Source organism: Kangiella profundi (genome assembly GCF_002838765.1).
Taxonomy (GTDB): Bacteria; Pseudomonadota; Gammaproteobacteria; order Enterobacterales; family Kangiellaceae; genus Kangiella; species Kangiella profundi.
This window is the reverse complement of sequence record NZ_CP025120.1, coordinates 1,261,479-1,283,232: the sequence shown is the minus strand read 5'-3', so window position 1 is coordinate 1,283,232 and position 21,754 is coordinate 1,261,479. Positions and strand designations below refer to the sequence as shown.

Annotated in this window: 21 protein-coding genes; 3 read left to right on the top strand and 18 right to left on the bottom strand. The window is 41.8% G+C overall.

The annotated features are described in order from the left end of the window. Nucleotides 1–2: 2 nt before the first annotated feature. The 8 genes from CW740_RS05965 to CW740_RS05930 form a co-directional block, all read right to left on the bottom strand. The gene (locus tag CW740_RS05965) at nt 3–698 is read right to left on the bottom strand and encodes a HupE/UreJ family protein (RefSeq protein WP_106646675.1); all 696 of its coding nucleotides are present in this window, start codon (nt 696–698) and stop codon (nt 3–5) included. Then, the gene (locus tag CW740_RS05960) at nt 691–3,819 is read right to left on the bottom strand and encodes an efflux RND transporter permease subunit (protein ID WP_106646674.1); all 3,129 of its coding nucleotides are present in this window, start codon (nt 3,817–3,819) and stop codon (nt 691–693) included. The genes CW740_RS05965 and CW740_RS05960 overlap by 8 nt, the downstream gene beginning before the upstream one ends. 9 nt (nt 3,820–3,828) lie before the next feature. Further along, on the bottom strand, nt 3,829–5,064 hold the full coding sequence (locus tag CW740_RS05955; protein ID WP_106646673.1) for an efflux RND transporter periplasmic adaptor subunit: 1,236 nt from the start codon (nt 5,062–5,064) through the stop codon (nt 3,829–3,831). A 2-nt stretch (nt 5,065–5,066) separates the two neighbouring features. Further along, entirely contained in the window at nt 5,067–6,389 is a 1,323-nt protein-coding gene (locus CW740_RS05950; RefSeq protein WP_106646672.1) for a TolC family protein, read from the bottom strand. 12 nt (nt 6,390–6,401) lie between these two features. Continuing rightward, nucleotides 6,402–7,364, bottom strand: a complete 963-nt coding sequence (locus CW740_RS05945) for a M56 family metallopeptidase (RefSeq protein WP_106646671.1) — start codon at nt 7,362–7,364, stop codon at nt 6,402–6,404. A gap of 8 nt (nt 7,365–7,372) precedes the next feature. Continuing rightward, nucleotides 7,373–7,750 (bottom strand): BlaI/MecI/CopY family transcriptional regulator, encoded by a 378-nt coding sequence (locus CW740_RS05940; protein ID WP_106646670.1) that lies wholly within the window; start codon nt 7,748–7,750, stop codon nt 7,373–7,375. A gap of 212 nt (nt 7,751–7,962) precedes the next feature. After that, nucleotides 7,963–9,024 (bottom strand): DUF2231 domain-containing protein, encoded by a 1,062-nt coding sequence (locus tag CW740_RS05935; RefSeq protein WP_106646669.1) that lies wholly within the window; start codon nt 9,022–9,024, stop codon nt 7,963–7,965. 94 nt (nt 9,025–9,118) lie between these two features. Further along, entirely contained in the window at nt 9,119–10,027 is a 909-nt protein-coding gene (locus CW740_RS05930) for a LysR family transcriptional regulator (RefSeq protein ID WP_106646668.1), read from the bottom strand. A 119-nt stretch (nt 10,028–10,146) separates the two neighbouring features. Here CW740_RS05930 and CW740_RS05925 point away from each other — a divergent pair, with 119 nt between their 5' ends. Further along, nucleotides 10,147–10,587 (top strand): DoxX family protein, encoded by a 441-nt coding sequence (locus tag CW740_RS05925; RefSeq protein ID WP_106646667.1) that lies wholly within the window; start codon nt 10,147–10,149, stop codon nt 10,585–10,587. Nucleotides 10,588–10,639: 52 nt separating this feature from the next. Here the strand turns inward: CW740_RS05925 and CW740_RS05920 are convergent, their stop codons facing one another. The 10 genes from CW740_RS05920 to CW740_RS05875 form a co-directional block, all read right to left on the bottom strand. Continuing rightward, a complete protein-coding gene (locus tag CW740_RS05920) occupies nt 10,640–12,037 on the bottom strand; it encodes an amidohydrolase family protein (protein ID WP_106646666.1) in 1,398 nt (465 codons plus the stop codon). Between the two features lie 76 nt (nt 12,038–12,113). Then, the gene (locus CW740_RS05915; protein ID WP_106646665.1) at nt 12,114–12,548 is read right to left on the bottom strand and encodes a YqaA family protein; all 435 of its coding nucleotides are present in this window, start codon (nt 12,546–12,548) and stop codon (nt 12,114–12,116) included. 19 nt (nt 12,549–12,567) lie between these two features. Continuing rightward, complete coding sequence (egtD, locus tag CW740_RS05910) at nt 12,568–13,503, bottom strand: L-histidine N(alpha)-methyltransferase (RefSeq protein ID WP_106646664.1); 936 nt, start codon at nt 13,501–13,503, stop codon at nt 12,568–12,570. A gap of 17 nt (nt 13,504–13,520) precedes the next feature. Then, nucleotides 13,521–14,858 (bottom strand): ergothioneine biosynthesis protein EgtB, encoded by a 1,338-nt coding sequence (gene egtB, locus CW740_RS05905; RefSeq protein ID WP_106646663.1) that lies wholly within the window; start codon nt 14,856–14,858, stop codon nt 13,521–13,523. Continuing rightward, nucleotides 14,851–15,690, bottom strand: coding sequence for a PhzF family phenazine biosynthesis protein (locus tag CW740_RS05900; protein WP_106646662.1), 840 nt, complete (start codon nt 15,688–15,690; stop codon nt 14,851–14,853). Before CW740_RS05900 ends, egtB begins: the two co-directional genes overlap by 8 nt. 67 nt (nt 15,691–15,757) lie before the next feature. Next, nucleotides 15,758–17,083 (bottom strand): APC family permease, encoded by a 1,326-nt coding sequence (locus tag CW740_RS05895; RefSeq protein WP_106646661.1) that lies wholly within the window; start codon nt 17,081–17,083, stop codon nt 15,758–15,760. A gap of 51 nt (nt 17,084–17,134) precedes the next feature. Continuing rightward, nucleotides 17,135–17,515, bottom strand: a complete 381-nt coding sequence (locus tag CW740_RS05890; RefSeq protein ID WP_106646660.1) for a VOC family protein — start codon at nt 17,513–17,515, stop codon at nt 17,135–17,137. A gap of 17 nt (nt 17,516–17,532) precedes the next feature. Next, on the bottom strand, nt 17,533–18,525 hold the full coding sequence (locus CW740_RS05885; protein ID WP_106646659.1) for a Kelch repeat-containing protein: 993 nt from the start codon (nt 18,523–18,525) through the stop codon (nt 17,533–17,535). A 24-nt stretch (nt 18,526–18,549) separates the two neighbouring features. Next, nucleotides 18,550–19,233 carry a hypothetical protein gene (locus CW740_RS05880; protein WP_157826399.1) on the bottom strand — a complete coding sequence of 228 codons (684 nt, stop codon included), beginning with the start codon at nt 19,231–19,233 and terminating at the stop codon, nt 18,550–18,552. A gap of 188 nt (nt 19,234–19,421) precedes the next feature. Continuing rightward, the gene (locus tag CW740_RS05875; RefSeq protein WP_106646657.1) at nt 19,422–20,180 is read right to left on the bottom strand and encodes an SDR family NAD(P)-dependent oxidoreductase; all 759 of its coding nucleotides are present in this window, start codon (nt 20,178–20,180) and stop codon (nt 19,422–19,424) included. A gap of 141 nt (nt 20,181–20,321) precedes the next feature. Between CW740_RS05875 and CW740_RS05870 the strand changes: the two genes are divergently transcribed. Then, the gene (locus CW740_RS05870) at nt 20,322–21,236 is read left to right on the top strand and encodes a pirin family protein (protein WP_106646656.1); all 915 of its coding nucleotides are present in this window, start codon (nt 20,322–20,324) and stop codon (nt 21,234–21,236) included. A gap of 59 nt (nt 21,237–21,295) precedes the next feature. Continuing rightward, on the top strand, nt 21,296–21,751 hold the full coding sequence (locus CW740_RS05865) for an MgtC/SapB family protein (protein ID WP_106646655.1): 456 nt from the start codon (nt 21,296–21,298) through the stop codon (nt 21,749–21,751). The last annotated feature ends 3 nt before the right edge of the window (nt 21,752–21,754 follow it).

Sequence of the window (21,754 nt, the reverse complement as noted above, 5' to 3'; positions counted from 1 at the left end):
AATTAATTTAAATAGTAACCAGTAAGCTGGTAGCCCATTAACATAAATCCAGCACTCATCAATAGTGTATTGGTGGCTATAGAAAAACGTTCATAAGAAGGCAGTTTTCTCCAAGCGTTCATCACCAGAAGGATTATGCCAAGTGCTGCGAACTGCCCTATTTCTACACCAATATTAAAACCAATGATGTTGCTTAATAAACCATCTTCAGGTAATTGGAATTCCTGTAATTTGGTAGCAAGACCAAAACCATGGAATAAACCAAATATTAGTACTGCTAATTGAGTATTTGGCTGTTTTCCAAATAACCGTTTAAAGCCTCCGAGATTATCAAAGCCTTTATAAACCACCGATAAGCCGATAATGGCATCTATGATGTATGGGTTAACATTGATTTCGTTCAATACTCCATAAAGTAAGGTGATGCTGTGGCCAATAGTGAACATCGTGACGTACAGCAGGACATCCTTGCTTTTGTATAAGAAGAAAATGACACCGACCAGGAACAACAAATGGTCATATCCAGTGACCATGTGCTTAGCACCTATATAAAGGAAAGGGATGAACTGCACTCCGGTATTGTTTTCCAGAAAACTACGAGTGCTGTCATTGACACCATGAGCAAATGCATCAATTGATCCAAAGGCTAATATAGCCACAAATATCTTCAAGAATAGAAAGATAAATTTTTTATTCACTGTTTTGCACCTTAATTGGAGTAACGTCTTTGTGTAGTAATTTATAGAGTGCGGGTATTACAAATAGTGTTAAAAGTGTGGATGAAATAATACCACCGATAACGACTGTCGCTAAAGGTCGCTGTACTTCTGAGCCAATTCCAGTATTAAGAGCCATTGGAATAAAGCCCAGAGATGCAACGAGTGCTGTAGTCAATACAGGCCTTAGGCGAGTAAGAGCTCCTTGAAAAATTGCCTGGTCTATTGTTAGACGATCTTTGATTAGCTCTCTGATGAACGAAACCATTACCAGTCCGTTTAATATTGCTATACCCGACAAAGCAATAAAACCGACGGCCGCTGAAATAGAAAATGGAATATCACGAAGCATTAAGGCCGCGACCCCACCAGTTAATGCAAGCGGTACGCCAGAAAAGATAATAAGTGCATCTTTTATAGAACCAAGGGCAAGGATCAGTAAGCCAATAATCATCAGCAGTGTTAATGGCACAACAAGGCTAAGTCGATCTGATGCAGACTGAAGTTTCTGATAAGTACCACCATATTCAATCCAGTACCCAGCAGGAATTTCAACGTCCTTAGTAATAGCCGATTGAATATCTGCAACAAATGAACCTAAATCTCTTCCTCTGACATTGGCGGTGACAACTACCCTTCTCTTGCCATTCTCACGATTAACCTGATTTGCACCAACAACCTTTTTTACAGTTGCTAACTCCTGCAAAGGCAGTACTGTTTTATGATTAATCTGAATAGATAATCGATTCAGGTTATCCATATTAGAACGGCTTTCTTCATTAAGTCGAACCACTATATCTGAACGAATATCACCTTCATAAAACTTACCTGCTACGGTACCACGCATTGCGGTAGCGATTTGTTGTTGAAGCAGTGATTTAGTAATTCCATATTGAGCAAGCTTCCCTGTATCAGGCTCAATTACCAACATAGGAAGTCCAGTAATCTGCTCTACCTGCAAATCGGCAATTCCCTCAACCGAGCCAATTGCCCCTTCAATTTCATCGCCGATTTCAGCCAGTTTCTCTAGGTCGTCACCAAAGACTTTAATCGCAAGTTCTGCTCTTACACCGGCCAACAACTCATTAAAACGCATCTGAATTGGTTGCAAGAATTCGTAACGATTGCCCGGTATCTGGTTAACAAGATCTGATAACTCCTGAACGATCTGAGCTTTTGGTTTATCGGGGTCTGGCCACTCATCGCGAGGTTTCAAGATAATAAAATTATCCGCTACACTCGGTGGAACAGCATCGGTCGCCACATCGGCAGTACCAATTTTCGCAAATACTCTTTCAACTTCAGGCATTTCTTTAATTTTTTCTTCAAGACTTTCTTGCAGCGCAATGGCCTGACTTAATGAGGTACCAGGAATTCGTAATGCATGCATGGCAATATCGCCTTCGTCAAGATTAGGTACAAACTCACTACCCAGTCTTGTCGCCTGGTAACCACTAATTACAACCAGCAGTGCGGCAACAGATAACACTATCCAACGAGCTTTTATGACCCAGCCAAGCGCAGGCTGATAAAGCTTAGAGGCGGCCTGCATAATGTAATTACGCTTTTCTTTTACAGGTTTCTTAAATAATAGTGCTGTAGCAGCTGGTACAAAGGTTATCGATAACAGCATAGCACTTAGCAATGCAATAACCACGGTGATGGCCATTGGATGGAACATCTTCCCTTCAACACCTTCCAATGCAAATATTGGAAGATAAACCGCTGTGATAATGAAAACTCCGAACATTGCCGGGCGGATGACTTCTCTTGTTGCATTGAAAACGATATCAAGACGTTCGCGCAAAGGTAACTGTCCCTGTTGGTGACTATTTTGGCTAAGTCGCCGTAAACAGTTTTCAACAATAATAATGGCGCCATCTACCAACAAACCAAAATCTAAAGCACCAAGACTCATCAGGTTTGCACTGACTCTGGTCTGTACCATTCCGGTAATCGTCATCAGCATTGCAAATGGAATAACCAGAGCAGTTAAAAATGCAGCTCTAATATTTCCCAGCAACAAGAACAAAATAACGATAACGAGCAACGCACCTTCGGTGAGGTTTGTCGTTACCGTTGTAAGTGTCTCATCGACTAACTTAGTTCTATCGTATACTGCAGTTGCAACAACACCATCAGGAAGAGTTTGATTGATTTCTTTCAGTTTTTGACCAACAGCATGTGCAACGGTACGGCTATTCTCACCAATCAGCATGAACACCGTGCTCATAACAACTTCACGGCCATTTTGAGTTGCTGCACCGGTCCTTAATCCGTGCCCTTCTGTTACTGTTGCAACATCCGATACTCTGACACTTGAGCCATTTTTAGTGCTGACCGGAATTGACTCAATTGCCTCCAGTGAATCTACCTGCCCTGGCACTCTAATGAGCCACTGAGCACCACTATTCTCGATAAATCCGGCACCCTGATTGGCGTTATTTTGCTGAATCGCCGAAATAACATCGCTTTGAGTAAGGCTAAAAGACAGCAATTTTTTTGGTTCGAAAGCAACCAGTATTTCTCGCTCATAACCACCAATGGGATTAACTTCAACAACGCCAGGGACTCGCATAAGTTGTGGGCGAATGATCCAATCATGAACCGTTCTTAAGTCCATAGGAGTGATTGGCTCGCCAGAGTCATTAACAGCACCTGGCTCAGCATCAACGGTGAACATAAAGATCTCACCCAGGCCGGTAGCAATAGGACCTAGCTGTGGTTCAACACCTGGTGGCAACTCAGATTTTGCAGAAAGAAGGCGTTCATTAACCAACTGCCTTGCAAAATAGACATCGGTTTCGTCGTTAAAAATAGCAATTACTTGTGACAAGCCGTATCGTGAAACCGAACGCGTATTAGTCAAACCCGGTAGTCCGGCTAAAGCTGTTTCAAGTGGGTATGTTACTCGCTGCTCTACCTCAAGAGGCGTGTAACCAGCTGCTTCTGTATTGATCATGACCTGTACATTAGTAATATCAGGTACTGCATCAATTGGCAGCTTTTTAAAGTTCCATAAACCGAGTCCAGCTAAAGCAAGAACCCCGAGTAATATTAAAAAGTTTCGCTGTATCGAAAAGCGTAAAATTTTATCCAGCATTACTCACTCCTAATGGTCGTGTGATGCGCCGGATTTTTCGATATCGGCTTTGATAATGAAACTATTTTCCGTGACGTACTCTGTGCCAGGCTCTAGCCCACCCAGAACTTCAATCCACTCAGCATCCTGTTCGCCAAGTTCAAGCATTCTAACTTCGTACTGCTCCCCTACTTTCGCATAAACTACTGTAAAGTCTCTAAATGCCTGTAAACCAGTACGTTTTACGGCTAGTTGAACTTCTAGTGTATTAACTTCGATTTGAGCAGTTACAAACTGTCCTTCGCTTAATCCCAGTTCGGTATTGTCAACTTTGACTCGATATACTTTGGCTTGATCGGATCGAGTTTGAGGGAGGCTACTGTCAATAACTGATTTGATCGGAGTGCTCAAACTATTAACACTTAACTCAACCGGTGCATTCAACTTTACTTTTGTCCGATCAGATGGGAAAACCGCTAACTCTGCTATGAGACTGTCAGTAGCAGTTACTTCAATCAATGTCTGCTCATTAGCTTGCTCGCCTTCGCTTGCAAATAGGCCTGTAACCACTCCTGAAAGTGGTGAACGGATAGAGTAAGGACTTAGACTCTCGTTACTTTCAATGGTCAATAAAGTTTGTCCTTTTTCAACACGGGCACCAAGTTCTACGTGAACCTTGCGCACCTCGCCATCGAATCGAGCTTTTAGTTGCCTTTGTGCTCCCGGTGGCCATTTTAACACTCCATATACTTCAATAGTCTGGTGCAATGTTGCAGGGCCAGCGATTTCAGTTTCTATCCCCATTGCATCGGCGACTTTGTCAGCAATCTGAGTTCTTCCCTCAAAATTTTCATACTCCCAACGATACGATTGGCCTTGATGCTTTGCTGAAACCGTAACTAAAAATGAGTGTGGTTCATAAATGACCATATCGCCTCTTAGGTAGTCATTTTCAGGTTTGAAATTGATATCATCCACGACACCGCCTAAGCGTGTAAGTTTGACGTTTAAATCTACTGATTCAGGTGCTAAAGTTTCGCCATCTTTTGTGGCCCATACGCGAAACTCAGGAGGAACTCCCGTTTCAAATATTGAAAGCTCAATTGCAAAACCATCTTGGCGTAACATGCGTCCATTATGAGGCCCTTTTTCTACAACCACTTCTTTTTCAGCAGCCCCAGAAAATGCAAAGGTTTCTGTAGAAAAACAAACCGAAGCCAAAAATAACAAGCCGACTAATATCGATTGATAGGTAAGTTTGTGCATAATTAGTTCTCTATGGTTTCTAATGTAGTGCCAGTCAGACGCTGCAATTCAATATTTTTCAGGTGTAGCATTTTGTAGGCATTGATTAATTCTAAATGAGCGACTAAATAATCCTGATGAATATTGAACCATTGAAGATAGCTTGTGCGCCCTATTTGATAAGCTTTATTAACCTCTTCTTTAGCTTCTTTTAAAAGAGGGATTATTTGTTGCTGATTGACGTTAATGACATGCTTGCTGTGTTCAATTTCTTGTAATAAGACATAAAGCTGAGTGTAAAGCTCTCGCCTTAGGACCTCAGACTCAACTTCATAAATAGATCGCTCAGCTCGCAAAGACTGGATTTTTCCGGCATTGCTGCCACTGCTGCCAAGAGACACAGAAAAACCAGCAACGATACCTACGTCACTGGTTCTTTCGTAACGTCGTAGGCCTGTAGAAAATTCCCATCTTGGCTCAGCTTCTATACGCGCCAATTCAATTTGTGACTCCAGGACTCGGCTTTTATTAGCAAATGCTAGCAGTCGAGGATGTTCTTTGAGTTTGGCCATAGATTCATTCAGATTATCTATAGCAGGTATTGAAAATAAGTTTCCTTTGGGAGTCATCAACTTAGCTTCTTCACCAAGATTATTCATGAAACGTCTCTGTGTGGCTTTCAACTCATGCTCCAAATCTTCAATCATCAGTTCAGAGCGAGCAACATTCGCTTTCATCTGTATGGTATCGATAGTTGAGCCTTTGCCCCTTTTATTCAGACTGACAATGGACTCATAAGCTTCCTGGGTCTGCTGTAGATTTAGGCGTGCCAGTTTGATTTGCTCTTGAAGTGCTATGTGCTCAACAAAAGTTTTGGCCGTATCAGAAGATAAATCTAATGCTTTAATTTCACGTTCAAAACTAAGCTGTGAAGAGGCTTCCCTCGAAGCTTTAATTCGACTATCAACCAGGTCCCCATCAAGTATCCAGCTTATACCGATGGTAGTCTGAGCAGCATCAAACCCGCTGTAATCACCAGAGCCAAATGCATCTTCAATAGTCACATCGAGCTGTGGCTTTTGGCTCACACCTGCCTGTTTGGTAAGAGCATCAAATTTTTGCTTTTGGTAACGATAGCGGGCCATCTCAGGATGATTATCTAAAGTTACTTGTATAGCTTCTGATAGACCGATCTGATGGCCGACATTTGAAGTTTCTGCTACTGCATTGATACTAAAAAGAGTTAAAAGTGCCGTGAGAAGCATTGTGATATTGAACTTAGTTTTTACTGAAAACCGATTGGCAATCGGTTTGCCAGGCCTGTTCAATGAATTATTAAACGACATAAGTAACCTTAATTAATGGTTGAATAAAGATTCTACGAGGTGATGAGAGGCATCAATTGCGGAAAGCGTTACCAGCATCATTAAAATGATACCGATAATACTCATGCCTTTAGGTAAAACAGTTAGAGCATTAGGTGCAATTAACTGCTCAACACGTAAGCTGATATGCTCACTACCGAAGTGGCAGAAACTTAACTGTGATTTATGCATTTTTTGAAGTCTTGCGACCTTCACCAATGTTGATGCAACATCTACAGCTTTATATGACTTAGAGACTTCCTGATCCGCAATTTGCTCAAGTGCCAAGATATAATTTTGTTTGATCTGAAGTCGTATTTTACTCGGGTAGAAAATAGTCAACAAATTAAAAAGATACTTTGATAAAGCGTCTTTAAAGTCTATGTGTGCCTTCTCATGCTTCAACACAATATTAAGCTCATTTGAGGACAGTTGTTGCTTTAAGCCAATTGTTAAATAACACTTTGGTTTGATAATTCCAGCGACAAATGCAGCGGGACTTTTACTGTCTAATAAAAAGTAGTTTAAATCGTTACAACGTCTACCGGTATGTACACCACTCAATAGATTCAGACTTTTGATGTCAGAGCGCTGACTACGCCACTGTCTGACAGCCAGAAACAGCTTCCATAAAAAATACAGTATAAAACTAACCAGCAAAAAACCATGCCAACTATTGAAGTTAAAAACATAAGCATGGTGCCAATGAGCAATATTATTTAGGATTTCGTGTGAACCTGTAATTGAGAGGTAGAAAAATGCAGTTACAACCAAGCTAAGAATAAAAGGAGATACTACCCATGATAGTAGTAGGTTTTTTCTAGACTGCGGACATAGAGCCATTAGCTTTTTTTTAATTAATAGCCAGCCTATCGATTGAAGCGCGTGAGCTATAAAAAGCCCCATCAAACCGATGCTTGCTAAATTAAAGACTAAGGCCCAGTCACCTATTATCATATAACTCGTTAGCCCCTGGCCTGTCTTTGTTTTTGTATGAGCTGTTCAAGCTCTTCAAGTTGCGAGTCATCGAGATCTGATGATATGGATGAAAATGCGGCGATAAGACTATTTTCACCAGCACGAACAAAGTCACTGGTGACATTATCAATTAACTTTGCAATCAGGTGCTCTCTATCAAGTTTAGCCTTGTAGTAATAGGCTAAACCCTTCTTTTTGCGAGAAAGCAGACCTTTCTTGTAAAGGCGATCAAGAGTGCTCTGAATGGTATTCAAGGTTCCCCCACCACGTTGATTAGACAAAACAACGTGTACCTGCTTCGCATCTGAATCAGGATATTCCCATAAATACTGTAATACTTGCTTTTCGAGCTCGCCTAGAACCATTTTAAGTACTGGTAAAAAAAAGGTTAAGCGATAATTACATGCATAAAACCGATTGTCAATCGGTTTTACAAATGAGCTTATCTCTACACTAAATTTTAATTAAGCGTGACGAACACTACTTCAATTGAGTTTATGAAATAAGTATTGGAATAACTAATCAATAAAAAAGCCCCATTTTAGGGGCTTTCTAGTATATAGACTTAAGGAACTGCTTAGTGCTCATGCGGCTCGTCATGAGAGTGAGTCGCCTCTTCTTCCTTGTCAGTAGGCTCTTTTACTTTAGGCTCTTTGTAATCTCTTGATGATGAATGTGTATGCACCACTTTCCACTGTTCGTTTACTTTGCGGAACAGGAATGTCTGGTAGCCTGATTTATCAAACTCATAGCCCGTTTTGTTGACCTTACCTTTGACTCGTGTGTCAGCAACAGCCCAGGCAAAGTTATTTTCAAAATGGATTTCAATATTTGAGAACTCCAGAGATAAATATTCTAAGGCATCTTTTTCAGGCTCTACATGGTGAGTGACAAGATCATCAAGTCCTTCGTTTTGACCACCAGACTCAACATAGCGTGCCCCCTCAAAATCCAGGAAGTGCTTACGGAATGGAGTACCGTCGCCATTTTCCCAGCCGTATTTAATATCTGCGATAATTGATTTAATAGCAGCGGTGTCATTGTCATCAGCACTGCGTTCATTATGATGGCCATCTGAACTATCATGGTCATGAGCACTTTCTTTTGTGTCAATAGTGCCCTGTGAATCTGCATGCTGCTCATCTTGATCACCATGTCCCTCACCATCAGCGTGTTCATGGTCATGCCCTTCCCCGCTTACTTCAGGCAATGACATGACACCAAGGCCATGACGATAAACAAGCTCCCCGCCTTTCATTGCGGTTACTGACACAAGTATTAGAGCAGCAACAAAGAAAATCCCAGCCAAATTTTGCTTTAACTTTGGGACAATGAAGTACAAAGCTGCACCAATGATAAACACAATACTGGTGGCTATTGCCCAGTTTCTGTGGTCAGTCATGGCCAGGTGTGAGGGTGTGTCATGGGCCACACTGTAATAGGCCTGCAAACCGGTGGCTACAGTCGCTAAAACAGCAATAGCACTGAGAACAACCAACCACTTTTGAGTACTTATAAGTGCTGATGAAGCCTTAGAAGAGAATAACCAAATAAACAGCTGTAGAAAACCAGCAATGACTAGGAGTGAAACAGTAAAGTGAACAAATATTGGATGCCAATTTGGTATTATTTCAAACATATTACTCCCCGATTAAATATTGAAGTTATATAATTATTGAACAGTCTTTGATACTAGCATTAAAACAGCTTTTAGGTTCTTAATCGATATTAAATCAAAAATCATCCCAATAGGGTCTGTCTCCAAAGAAAGATTGCAAATGGTCGATAAAACTTCGAACTTTTGCGGAGAGATATTTGCGGTGTGGATATACTGCGTATAATCCGAGCGGATCCTGCTTATACTGTGTAAGAATCGGCTTTAATTTCCCTTGAGCAATATAGGGGCCCACTATAAAAGTAGGTTGCAAGACAATTCCTGCTCCTGCAACGGCAGCCTTGGTCAGAACCTCACCATTGTTAGCTACGATGCTGCCTTTCTGTTTATTGAGGATTAGCCCTTTATTCTTAGTGGACACCAGCGCGGGTAAATCCTCATTTCGATAACTGTAATGCAGGTACCTGTGCCCTTGTAGATCTTCTAAACTTTGTGGCTCTCCATGTTTTGCCAGGTATTCAGGCGATGCACACATCATCAGGTGAATTGGCGAAATCTTTCGTGCTATCAGAGACGAGCTCTCTAACTGACCAATCCGAATGGCTAAATCAAATCCCTCTTCTACAATATCAACTTTCCTGTCGTTAAGTTGAAGGTCAATGGTAACCGCCTCGTATTGCTGCTGAAAATCTGCCAGTGGTTTTCCCAAATGCAAAGTAGAGAATGACATTGGTGCGCTGATTCTCAGTCGCCCCTTTGGCTCATCGCCCTGCTCTTTTATCGAGCCCTCAAGAGCATCAATATCCGATAGAATTTGCTGCGCTCTTTCCAGGTAAGCCAATCCAGCTTCGGTTACAGTTACGCTGCGCGTCGTTCTGTGTAACAGACGAACCTTAAGTTCAGATTCTAGTTGCGATACATATTTACTTATGAGCTGGGTTGAAGCTCCCAATTTTTCGGCCGCAGATGTAAAAGAGCCCTGTTGTGCTACTGCTATAAAGGCCTGCATTAAATCAAGTTTATCCATACCACCTCAACTTTATAAACATATTATTGATAATAACTCAACAAACATAGCATTTATCGTCATTATTTATAAGAGTAATATGGATTCGTCAACTTAATCAGGTCTTTTGGAGAGTAATTATGAAACACACATTGTTAAAACATTTCTTTGTACAGAATCAAAGTTGGGCACCGCTCGTCATCCGTATACCACTTGGTATTATCTTTATGGCTCATGGTGCCCAAAAGCTATTCGGCTGGTTTGGTGGTTACGGTTTGGAAGGAACTGGCCAGTGGCTGGCTAGTGTGGGTTTTGAGCCAGGTTATATCATGGCTCTATTAGCCGGCAGTGCGGAGTTTTTTGGTGGTTTAGCCCTAGTTCTAGGGTTGTTAACACGCCCAGCAGCGATTGTTACTGCTTTCACTATGCTGATGGCTATGACCGTGCATATTGGTAATGGACTATTTGTTAGCAACAATGGTTATGAATTTGCCTTAATTCTTTTAGCAGCATCTGTATCGCTGGCAATATCAGGCGCAGGCAAACTATCGGTCGATACGATTGTTAAAGTTAAAGCTTAATAATGAAGAACTCCTACTCATAACAAATGGGTAGGAGCGTTTCTAATTAAAATTACAGTCGTTGTTTAGGGGCTAATTTATCCTCAACAACTTGTCCATTTTGACGATAAATAACCCCTTTCTTCATTACGAAATCTACGTCAGATATCAAGTTCATATAACGCAATACATCACCGTCTACAGCAATAATATCTGCCTGTTTTCCAGCAGTTATACTACCCAGACGATCTTGAACACCCATCATAACCGCTGGCCAATACGTCGCTGAACGAATAACGTCCATCGCTGGAATATTCATATCATTGGTCAGTACGACCATTTCGTTCCAGGTACTCTGGCAGTGAAATTTTGTCGGAATGCCACTGTCAGTACCGATCAAGAAAACCACCCCAGCTTCTTTAAGCTGCGAAATTTTCTTTTTTAAAGTCGGTTGACGTAAAGGTGTTAACTGCATGTAATCAAGTTTACCTGGATCGGTTAACGATGCTTTGATGTCTTTAATGGTGTCGGACTTCAAACCTCTGTGCCAACAAGTATTATCAAGACGCTCTGGGTTCTTAATTAGCTCGGGATATTGATAAAGACCTTCAACTGTCGGGGTCCAAAACAAAGGCCCTCCAGCGACACGCCCAGTTGCTGTGCGCTCTTTTAAAAGCCTCATAACGTCTTCAGGATATTCTGGCGCTGTGGTTAAGCCAGTATGCTCAAAATTATCAACACCAATTTTTAAACCAACTCGGATCTCATCGGGACGATGAGAGTGGCCGATGACTTTTAAATTATTTTCATGAGCAGTATCGACAATAGCTTGAGCAACTTCTAATTCCATTTGATCCTGATCGACCAGTTTAATCATGTCGACGCCGGCTTTTGCTAGCTGTCTGACTTTCTGTTTGGCTTCACGAACAGTTTTAACGCCCCAGCGATAGTGCTCAGAGCCAGGATATGGCTCATATTGCAAAAATGGACCGGAAACAAATAAATTGGGCCCCGCTATCTCGCCCTTCTCTATCTGATTTTTGATTTCGATCGAGTCCTCAAGGTTTGCCCCTAAATCTCTAGCACTGGTTACGCCTGCAAGTAATAGTTGAACTGCGCTGGCAGGCATAATCTCATCCACTTGGCGCTCACGATAAGTCGGTTGCCAATGGCTATAATCCGCATGTCCGTTCAACATCAGGTGAGCATGGCTTTCCCAAAGCCCTGGCAATACATCCATACCTTCAGTTGATACTACTTTAAAGCCATCCGGTATATTGAGCTGCCCTACTTGACCAACAGCTTTGATAATCCCATCTTCAACAAGAACTATACTATTAGCTAGTGGTGGTCCACCGTAACCATCAATTAAACGGCCGCCTTTGAGCGCATATTTTTCTGCAAGTGAATCATTCGATGTCAGTAAGGTAAGAACTAGTAAAATGCCTGAAAGGAATTGAGAACGTTTCATTATTAACCCCAATATTAATTAGAGAAAATACCATAGCTTTTATAAATGGATGAAGCAAGATGAGACAGGTATTTGGTCACTGAAGGATTATAGTGGCAAGGATGTAATAACGTAGAAATTTACCTGTTGTCACAAGCATCAGGAACCATAGCAGCCTGATCCGTAATATGCCGGCCATGACAGTCAGTGGGTCACCGATTATTGGAACCCATGCAAAAAGTAGCGCGATGATACCATATTTTTTAAACCGTTCTTCTGCTCGAACAAACTCGCTTTCTGACATCCGTAACCATTTTTGAATAACGGTCTTACTGGCCCAGTATCCTAATCCATAGTTTGTTAAAGAGCCGAGAACATTACCAATAGTGGCGATTATCACGAGGTTCTCTGGCGATAAACCATTGAGTAACAATGCCGTTAATACTAGCTCAGAACTAAGAGGCAGGATCGTGGCAGCTAGGAATGAGGCTATGAAAAGTCCGAGGTAGCCAAGTTCGGTGAAGTATTCCATTAGCTAACTAAGATAGTAATTATGATTTAAGGTAGCTAACACTAAACAATTCGTCTTCATCAAGCCAGCTTTTTTGTAGAGAGAACCCTGCTTTTTCAGCAAGCTCAGCAATACCATCCAGTGTGTATTTATAAGAATGCTCTGTATGGATTAGCTCGCCTGGCTCAAATTGTATTTCATGACCAAGGATACTGTAGCTTTGCTCTGTTTTACTTCTCAGATACATTTCAATACGCTGCTTACTGCTGTTATAAATCGCATGATGAGAAAACTGGTCTATTGCTATATTTGAGTTGAGTATTTGGTTAATGTGCCTAAGTGTATTGAGGTTAAACTGAGCAGTGATTCCCTCCTCATCATTGTAAGCAGCGTGCAGGATATCATTTTCTTTATGTAAATCAACGCCAAGTATTATCCCGCCATTATTACCTACAAGCTGATGCATATTCTTTAGAAACTGAACCGCAGCTTCAGGCTCAAAATTACCAATGGTGGAGCCCGGATAGAATACATGCTTTTGCATATTTTGATATTTGGCGGGCAGGACGATTGGGTCGGAAAAATCACTAGCTATAGGCTCTACATGCAGCCATGGATAGCGTTGCGATAATCGTGCTGCTGACATTTGCAGAAATTCTTCTGAGACATCCTGGGGTACGTAAACGCTCGGGTGAATAGCTTCAAGGAGATATTCAATTTTTGTGCAGTTACCGGCACCGGGTTCAACGATTAATGAACCTTTATTAATAAAGGTGGCAATTTCATCAGCTTTATCAGCCAGAATATTCAGCTCAGTTCTCGTCGGATAGTATTCTTCAAGTTCAGTAATTTTTTCAAACAGCTTTGAGCCATGATGATCATAAAAATACTTTGGGTTGATGTTTTTTTGTTCGCTGGTTAAGCCATCAAGTATGTCTTGTTGTTCTGCGCTAATATTTTGTGTTTTTGAATTCATTGGAGGGGCTCAATTAATTAGCTATCGCGGGCCAGACGAATACCTGAAAACTGCCAGCGCGCATCTGGATAGAAAAAATTTCGGTAGGTTTTGCGAATATGACTTCGACTGGTAACACATGAGCCTCCTCGAAGCACATATTGATTGCACATGAACTTGCCATTGTATTCACCAACAGCACCAGCTGCAGGTTTAAAGCCAGGGTAAGCTGAATAGGCACTGGAGGTCCATTCCCAAACGTCACCAAACATTTGTTTCAGTTTATCAGACTCCTTTGCAACAACTGGATGTAGAACATCATCTTCAACGAAATTACCAAAACCTTTGGCCAGCGATTTACCGGTAGCTATCGATTCCCACTCTTGCTCTGTCAATAAGCGCGCCCCACTCCAACGTGCAAAGGCATCAGCTTCATAGTAGCTAACGTGAGTTACAGGCTGATCAAGCTGTAAAGACTGCACACCATTTAACGTATAGATATACCAGTTGCCGTCTTGTTGATACCAGTAAAGTGGTGCTTGCCATTTCTGATTTCGAACTGCATCCCAGCCATCGCTTAACCAATATTGTGGGTCTGAATACCCACCCTGCTCTATAAACTTCAGATACTCACCGTTGGTTGTCAGTCGATTGGCCACTAAAAACGATTGCCGATAAAACTTATGCTTAGGTGTTTCATTGTCATACACAAAACCAGATTGGCTTATCGGTGAATCAGTTTGATTATCTCCTATGGACACAAGTTGTTCATCAAAAGCTATCCACTCAACTGGAGGAAGTGACTTGTCTTCAGGCAAGCTATGCACTACAGGTTCTGAAGAATCACGATAGGCAGGAAAAATAGGGTTCTGGAACAAGTTGTACTTTATATCAGTTAACAGCAATTCCTGATGCTGCTGCTCATGATTGATGCCGAGCCTTATCAGGCTAATAACTTCGATAAGACTATCGCTATTGACGTCAGCTAACTGATTGAGCAATTGTTGGATTTTTTCGGTAACAAATTGTCGATATCGATAAATTTCTTCTACATCAGGCTTTGATAATAATCCTCTGTTAGGGCGAGGATACTGTTCACCAATTGAGTTGTAATAGGAATTGAAGAGATACTCATACTGCGGATCAAAACATGAGTAGTTTGATTGAAACTTTTTGAGAATAAAGGTTTCAAAAAACCAGCTTGTATGGGCGAGATGCCACTTTGCTGGACTGGTTTCAGCGATTGCCTGTAGATTATAGTCTTCAGGTTTCAGCGGCTCACACAACTTTTCAGAGAAATTACGAACGTTAACAAAGTCAGCTAAGACTCGCTCTACATCGTTACTTTTTTCTACTGATGTTGTTTGTTCAAGCATCTACTATAACCTTTCCCGAAATCCATACTGTGCCATCTTCCGCTCCTGAAAGCTCTGGTGATTCATACTCGATATCTATTATAGCTCCAACATCAGACAGCTGCTGTGCTTTTAATGAATGACGCTTCAACCGATTATTCCAATAACTACCTAAAATCCTATTCGCAGATCCGGTAGCCTTATCTTCATTAACGCCATGCTGTGGTGCGAAATAGCGAAGGTCATAATCAAAACCTTTGGCTTGAGACCTGGTAGTAGCTATTAATGCTCGCTCTGTTGCGAATGTTAATTTATCAAAGCTAACAGCGAGTTGTTTTAAATCAAAACCCTCTGGCCATTCAAAAATCCAGTACCCATTACTTGGGCCTACTTTAGATACTTCAACAGGTAAAATGTTACAGCAGTCTTCAGCCCAGTTTGGAATTGACGCTGGTTCGATTAATGCCGGTTTAAATCCAATCCAAACCCGTTGGTCTTCGTCTATTCTAGCTTTGATATGTGAAGATTGGGTGATAAATTCAACAGGCTCCGATAACTGAATTAAACTTTTTTCATACAAAACCTTTGCTGCAGCCAATAAGCCATGACCACAAAGCTGAATTTCAGTTTCTGGGTTATAGAAACGAATGTGATAGGAGGAGTTGTTATCGGACGGCCAGACAAAGCAGGTTGCCGATATATCTTTGCGCTTGGCAATATCTTGCATTTCTTCGTTGGATAATGGTTCTTCCTGCAAAAAAATTAACGCCTCAGTACCAGCGTAAAGCTTGCCATAATAATCGCCACTGAACACTGATACATGAAAAACGGATTGTCCATCGAAACCTTCCATAAGCTCCCTTAACTTTGAATATAAGTTCTAGCCTACTTGATTTGATAGATTATTCAAGCATCTGATTTTATTGAGTTTTATTCTTGAGAACTCGTAGGAAAATAAGTTCTCCTGCAACAATTAAAGACAACCCGATTAAACTTGCCCAGATAACAAAGGGATCCATTTGCCATTTAATCCAAAGGAATACAGAGAGTATGATGACATCCAGTGCGATGGCTGTTAAAACAATCATCGGGTTGGCACCTACATCTTTCCTCAACTTAACCAATACGCCCCAGTGAATAGCAATATCCATAATGATATAGAAAATAACACCCATGGAAGCAATTCGACTTAAGTCAAAAAATAGAGTCAAAAACATGGCAATAACGACGGTATACACCACATTATGCTTTTGAATATTTCCGGGCATACCTAGATGGCTATGCGGAACCAACTTCATATCAGTAAGCATGGTCAGCATTCTGGAAACGGCGAAAATACTGGCAATAACACCCGAAACCGTCGCTACAATCGCAAATAACACGGTAATCGTCAGTCCCCATTGTCCAAAGGCTGGTCTTGCCGCTTCAGCTAAAGAATAATCACGAGCAGAAACTATTTCGGGAATACTAAGATTACTGCTAACTGAAACCGCAACCAGTAAATAAACAAAGGTGCAAATGCCAATCGCAATGGCAATAGCTCTAGGAATATTCTTCTTAGGTTCGGTGAGTTCATCACCACTATTAGTTATTGTGGTGAAGCCCTTATAAGCTAAAACACTTAAAGCCACCGCTGATATAAAACCCCAGGCTGGGTCTATGTTTAAATTATCTGTGAGCTGCGACCGATTCGCGGTATCAAATAGACTATTGAAATCAAAGCCAGCAGCCCATAAACCGCCCAATGCTAACAGGAATAAGCCAATGGCTTTAATGAAAGCCATCACTACGGAAAGCCTTTCAATGTATTTATTACCTATAATGTTAATCAGAAAAGCAAATACCAGTAACAATGCTCCTAATAACGGAACGGCCCACTGTCCTAACTGCTCAATCTCAAAAAGCTGTAATGTATAAGTGCCAAATGTTCTGGCAACCAGGCTTTGGTTAATGATCATCGAAAAGAACATTAATAGCGCAAAAATTGCCGTAGTAGCCCCCTTTCCATAAGCCTTTTGTAGAAACATAGCGATGCCGCCGGAAGAAGGATAGTTTTGTGAGAGTTTGATGTAGGAATATGCGCAAATACTGGTAACAATCATGCCAGTAAGAAAAGCCAGCGGGAATAAGGCATTGGCTAACTCAGCTATTTGCCCCGTTAAAGCAAAAATGCCAGCGCCTATCATGACGCCCGTACCCATTGAAACAGCGCCCAATAAGGTTAGCGATTTTTTCGAATCACTCATGCAGACTCCATCAATTGGTTTTGATACAGCCTACGTGAATGAAATAAATTTTCAAGCTGGAGCTTTTTCTTCCATTAAACCTACAAGGTTATCATCCGGATCGCGAAGGAAGCCAGTCCACAAATCGTGATCAGGCATATTGGCTGCCAATTGTGGTGCACGCTCCTCTTTTGCGCCCTGCCCCACGAATTCCTTATAAGCAGACTCGATATCAGTGACGTTAAAATACAGTATCGAGTTCGCGCCGACAGCTCCAGCGCCTTGAGGGGTACTTAGCATGATCCTAACGCCATGGGCATTAAGAAAAGCTAAATTAGGGCCTGCACTAAAGAGAAACTCCAAACCCAAAATGTCTCGATAGAACTCTAAAGCTTTATCAACATCGCTGACAGTAATAGCAATTTGTTTGATGTTAGAAACTTGTGAACTCATGATAAATCCTTTAGAAGTTATAACTTAAACACTGAAAGCCTATTGCTGGTGCCTCTTGCACCTGCTTGCGTCGCCCCTGCAACCACATAAATACTATCATCAATCGTAACAGCTCCTAGACCATGACGTGGTACAGGCATATCGTCGATGTGTTGCCACTTATCTTCTTTTGGGGAGTACTGCCAGACTTTTTTATAAACGCCACCGCCATTGTCAAAATACTCACCGCCAAAAACATAAATATGATTATTCAGTACAGCCGCCGCAAGGCCCCCTTGCGCTTGTGGTAATGGCGCAAGCTTACGCCACTTGTCTTCTTTGTAATCATAAACTTCATGCGTATCTAGATTGCCACCTTCAACGGTTCGGCCACCAATGACGTGCCATAATTTATTATAATATGCACCAGCCGCACTGTTGCGAGCAGTAGGAATCGGATGTGCGCAATCCCAGGTCATCCTCTCAGGATCGAACACTTTGTGGCTACTGGCGTCAGTGTGATCACTCCAGTTACCGTTACTCAATCCTTTAGGTCTTCTTCCGCTGGCCAGATGAATACGACCATCAATAGCAGTACCTACAGTTTCACACAGCGGGTAACTCATGTGGTTTGGATATTTGCGCCAACGATTGTTTTCTTCATCAAGCACCAAGACATCTCGACTGCCGGTCCAGCTACCACGCTCGGAAATGGTAAAACCACTAAAAGCGAAAAGTTTATCATTATGAGACATCAGGAAAGGATGGTGTCTTGGTTCAGGTAATGCAGTCGACAGTTCCCAAGCGTTCGTTACTGGGTCATAAGTAACGACATCCGACAAAAGCTCAAGCTGATTATCTTTAACCGTTAAACCACCAGCCACATAAATCTTGCCTTTATGAACCGCTGGATAAATTTCTTGAACATTAAATGGTAAAGAAGCTTTTGTTTCCCATTTAGCCATACCCGGTAAAGCAATAGCCGAAGCAGACAACAAAGAACCTTTTAAAAATGTACGGCGTGAGAGCATTTATAGTTCTCCTAGAATTGCTATTTAACTCTTCTTACGAGAATCATAAGCAAGCCATGCATAAATAACCAGTAGAAAAGGAGCTGCCATCATTGAGAAGTAGGCCATTCCTAATACCACAAAATATGCCATGTCATTGGGTGAACGCTCCTCCGGTTTTATGCCCGCCATTATATTAAATACGACGTGCTCAAGGTTAAGAATAGACAAGACAACAACAATCAGTGTTAAGGGAAGCAATGTACCAACCACAATTCTCATTACAGAAAGACGGGCTAAACTTTTCAGAAACCATACCAACAAAGCCACCCGCCAGGTTGCTACGATTGCTAGAAACCAGGCATTTGTACTTTGTGCTGCCTCAAGACTCATAAAGCGTTCCACAGGAATTGCGTAAAGAATAGCCGGAGGTGAGGTTAGAGTAATAAATATTAGAACGTTCTTGTAAGACCAACGGACAGGTTTTAATGGAATAAGTAAAAGCCAGATAGTCAGGGCAAGTATAAAGACATAACCAACAGAACCCAGTCCTAAATATTGCCACAATTCTGCTCTAGGGCTATCCCAATAACGGCCTATTCCGGCAATCCAGGTAAAAACAAGACCAAACAAGAGGTATCCATGCCACTCAGTTGAAATAGAAGCTGATGGTCGGCGGAAAGTAAGAATTCTTACAGTGTCTATAGTTATTTGTTTTAATGAGTTCATTGTTTTCTACTTTATTTCTACTTGCAATGACTAAGAGCGGTGCGTCACGACGCAGGGGCTGCCCCTTGGGTACCCTACAAGAGCAAATACTAGACAGCTGATTTTAAATTGCAATAAAAAAAATGCCTGTGAACTTTTCAGCAAACAGGCATAATTGGACTAACGTTAAGGGGTATTCAGTAAAAGGGCTACCTTGCCAAATAACCGCCATCGATATTGATGGCCTGGCCAGTAACAAAACTCGATTTGTCTGAGCAGAGCCACATGACACTGTCAGCTATTTCTTCCGGCTTTCCGACCCTTTCCATAGGTTGCAATTTTGCAAACTCTGCCTGGATCGCCGGGTCGTGGTTGGTAATGCGTTCAACCATTTCGGTCATGATCACTGCTGGGCAAATGGCGTTGACGCGAATATTACGAGTGGCGTATTCAAGTGCTGCTGTTTTGGTGAGCTGAATAACGCCACCTTTTGACGCGCAATAGGCGGGTAAATTCATAAAGCCTACTTCACCGGCAATGGAGGAGATATTGACGATCACACCACTACCCTGCTCGCGCATGATGTCTAGTTCATGCTTCATGCCATAGAAAACGCCATACAGATTGACTTTAATAGTCCTATCAAAGTTTTCAAAAGTGCAATCAGCAGTTTCATTCTGTTCGCCTTCAATACCGGCATTGTTAACTGCATAATCAAGACGTCCATATCGGTCTTTGATAGTTTCAAAAAGGCGTTTAACCGAATCTAAATCGGACACATCGGCTTTTACGAATAAGGCATCACCGCCATTCTGTCGAATGCTGTCGGCCAGCTTTTCACCACGCTCCTGATCGACGTCACTAATGACCACCGAGTCGCCACGTTCTGCAAATGCTTCTACGATTGCCTTTCCTATCCCCGCACTGCCACCAGTAACCAGTGCAACTTTTGAATCTGTGTTCGCCATAATGTTTCCCTTTTCCTTGATATTGGCCCTAGAGTTAGATTAACTCTTTATAGAATGGATTTCTTGATATATATCAAAAGAAAGGTCAATTTTAGTTTATAGTAGAATGTACTGCATTTAGTGATTTAAGGAGGCAAACGAATGAGCAACCTTGCAAACAATGAACTGGAAATACAGTGTCAGGAAAAGCCCTGCTCTGCCATTGAAAGAGTCATCACACCTCGCGATAAGGACTTGGGTGAGTTTATGGTACGGCGCTCAATCCCCACAACTGAACAGAAACAGGTTGGCCCTTGGGTGTTCTTTGATCACATGGGTCCGGCAGTATTTCAGCCCGGTCAAGGCGTTAACGTTCGTCCACATCCACACATTAATCTCGCCACAGTAACTTATCTATTTGCGGGTGAAATCCTTCACCGTGACTCATTAGGTAGCGAACAGCCCATTCAACCTGGTGATATTAATTTGATGGTAGCTGGTAAAGGCATTGTTCATTCTGAACGTGAGCGCCGTGAAGTAACTGATTCGGTCCATCAGTTACACGGTTTACAGTTATGGCTCGCCTTGCCTGAAAAGGATGAAGAGATTGATCCAGCTTTCTATCATTACTCGAGCGCGGATATTCCTGAGCTTGAGGTTAATGGTGTAACAGTTAAGGTTATGATGGGGAATGCCTTCGGTAAAACATCGCCAGTAAAAACTTTTGCTAAGACCATTTATCTTGAGGCAAGCTTGGATCATGAACAAATACTATCGCTTCCAGAAGCCGATGAGCGTGGGCTTTATGTGGTCGAGGGTGAAGTTGAAATTGATGGTGTCACTATTGAAGAACACTCAATGGCTATTTTGAGTGGAAAGCCCGGATTAAAAGTTACCGCTATAAAATCTAGCCGCGTGGCTCTGATTGGTGGCGAACACTTAGGAAAGCGCTACATCGAATGGAACTTTGTTTCCAGCCGTAAAGAGCGGATTGAGCAGGCTAAGCAGGATTGGAAAAATGGCAAATATCCCAAAGTGCCCGGGGATGAGCTAGAATTTATTCCTCTGCCTGAATAAAAATCACGAATTTGATAAGCTCATTTAAATAAATGTATAACTTTAAAAAGGAATGCTAAATGATTGATATTAATTGGTCTCTTGTGGGAATGCACAGCATAACCTTAGCTGCAGCCTATGTATTGGCACTTCCTATTGCACTGAACCGTGAGGCAAAAGCACGCGGTGCTGGTTTGCGTACATTTCCGTTGGTTAGCATCGCGGCCTGTGGTTTTGTTCTTATTGGCATAGACATATTCGATGGCTCAGACGCTGAGGCTCGAGTCGTATCAGGAATAATCACTGGTATTGGTTTTATCGGAGGTGGCGCTATCTTAAAAAATGATAATAAAGTCAGTGGAACTGCTACCGCAGCCAGTATCTGGGCAACGGGTGCAATAGGTATTGCCGCTGCCTACAGCCGATACGAAGTCGCTTTATTAATTAGCATCATTACATTCTTTACACTGCATTTTGGCTACAATGCTAAAAAGGTAGTCAAAGAAAGTGACGTCAAAGCAGAAGAGAAAAGTTAATTT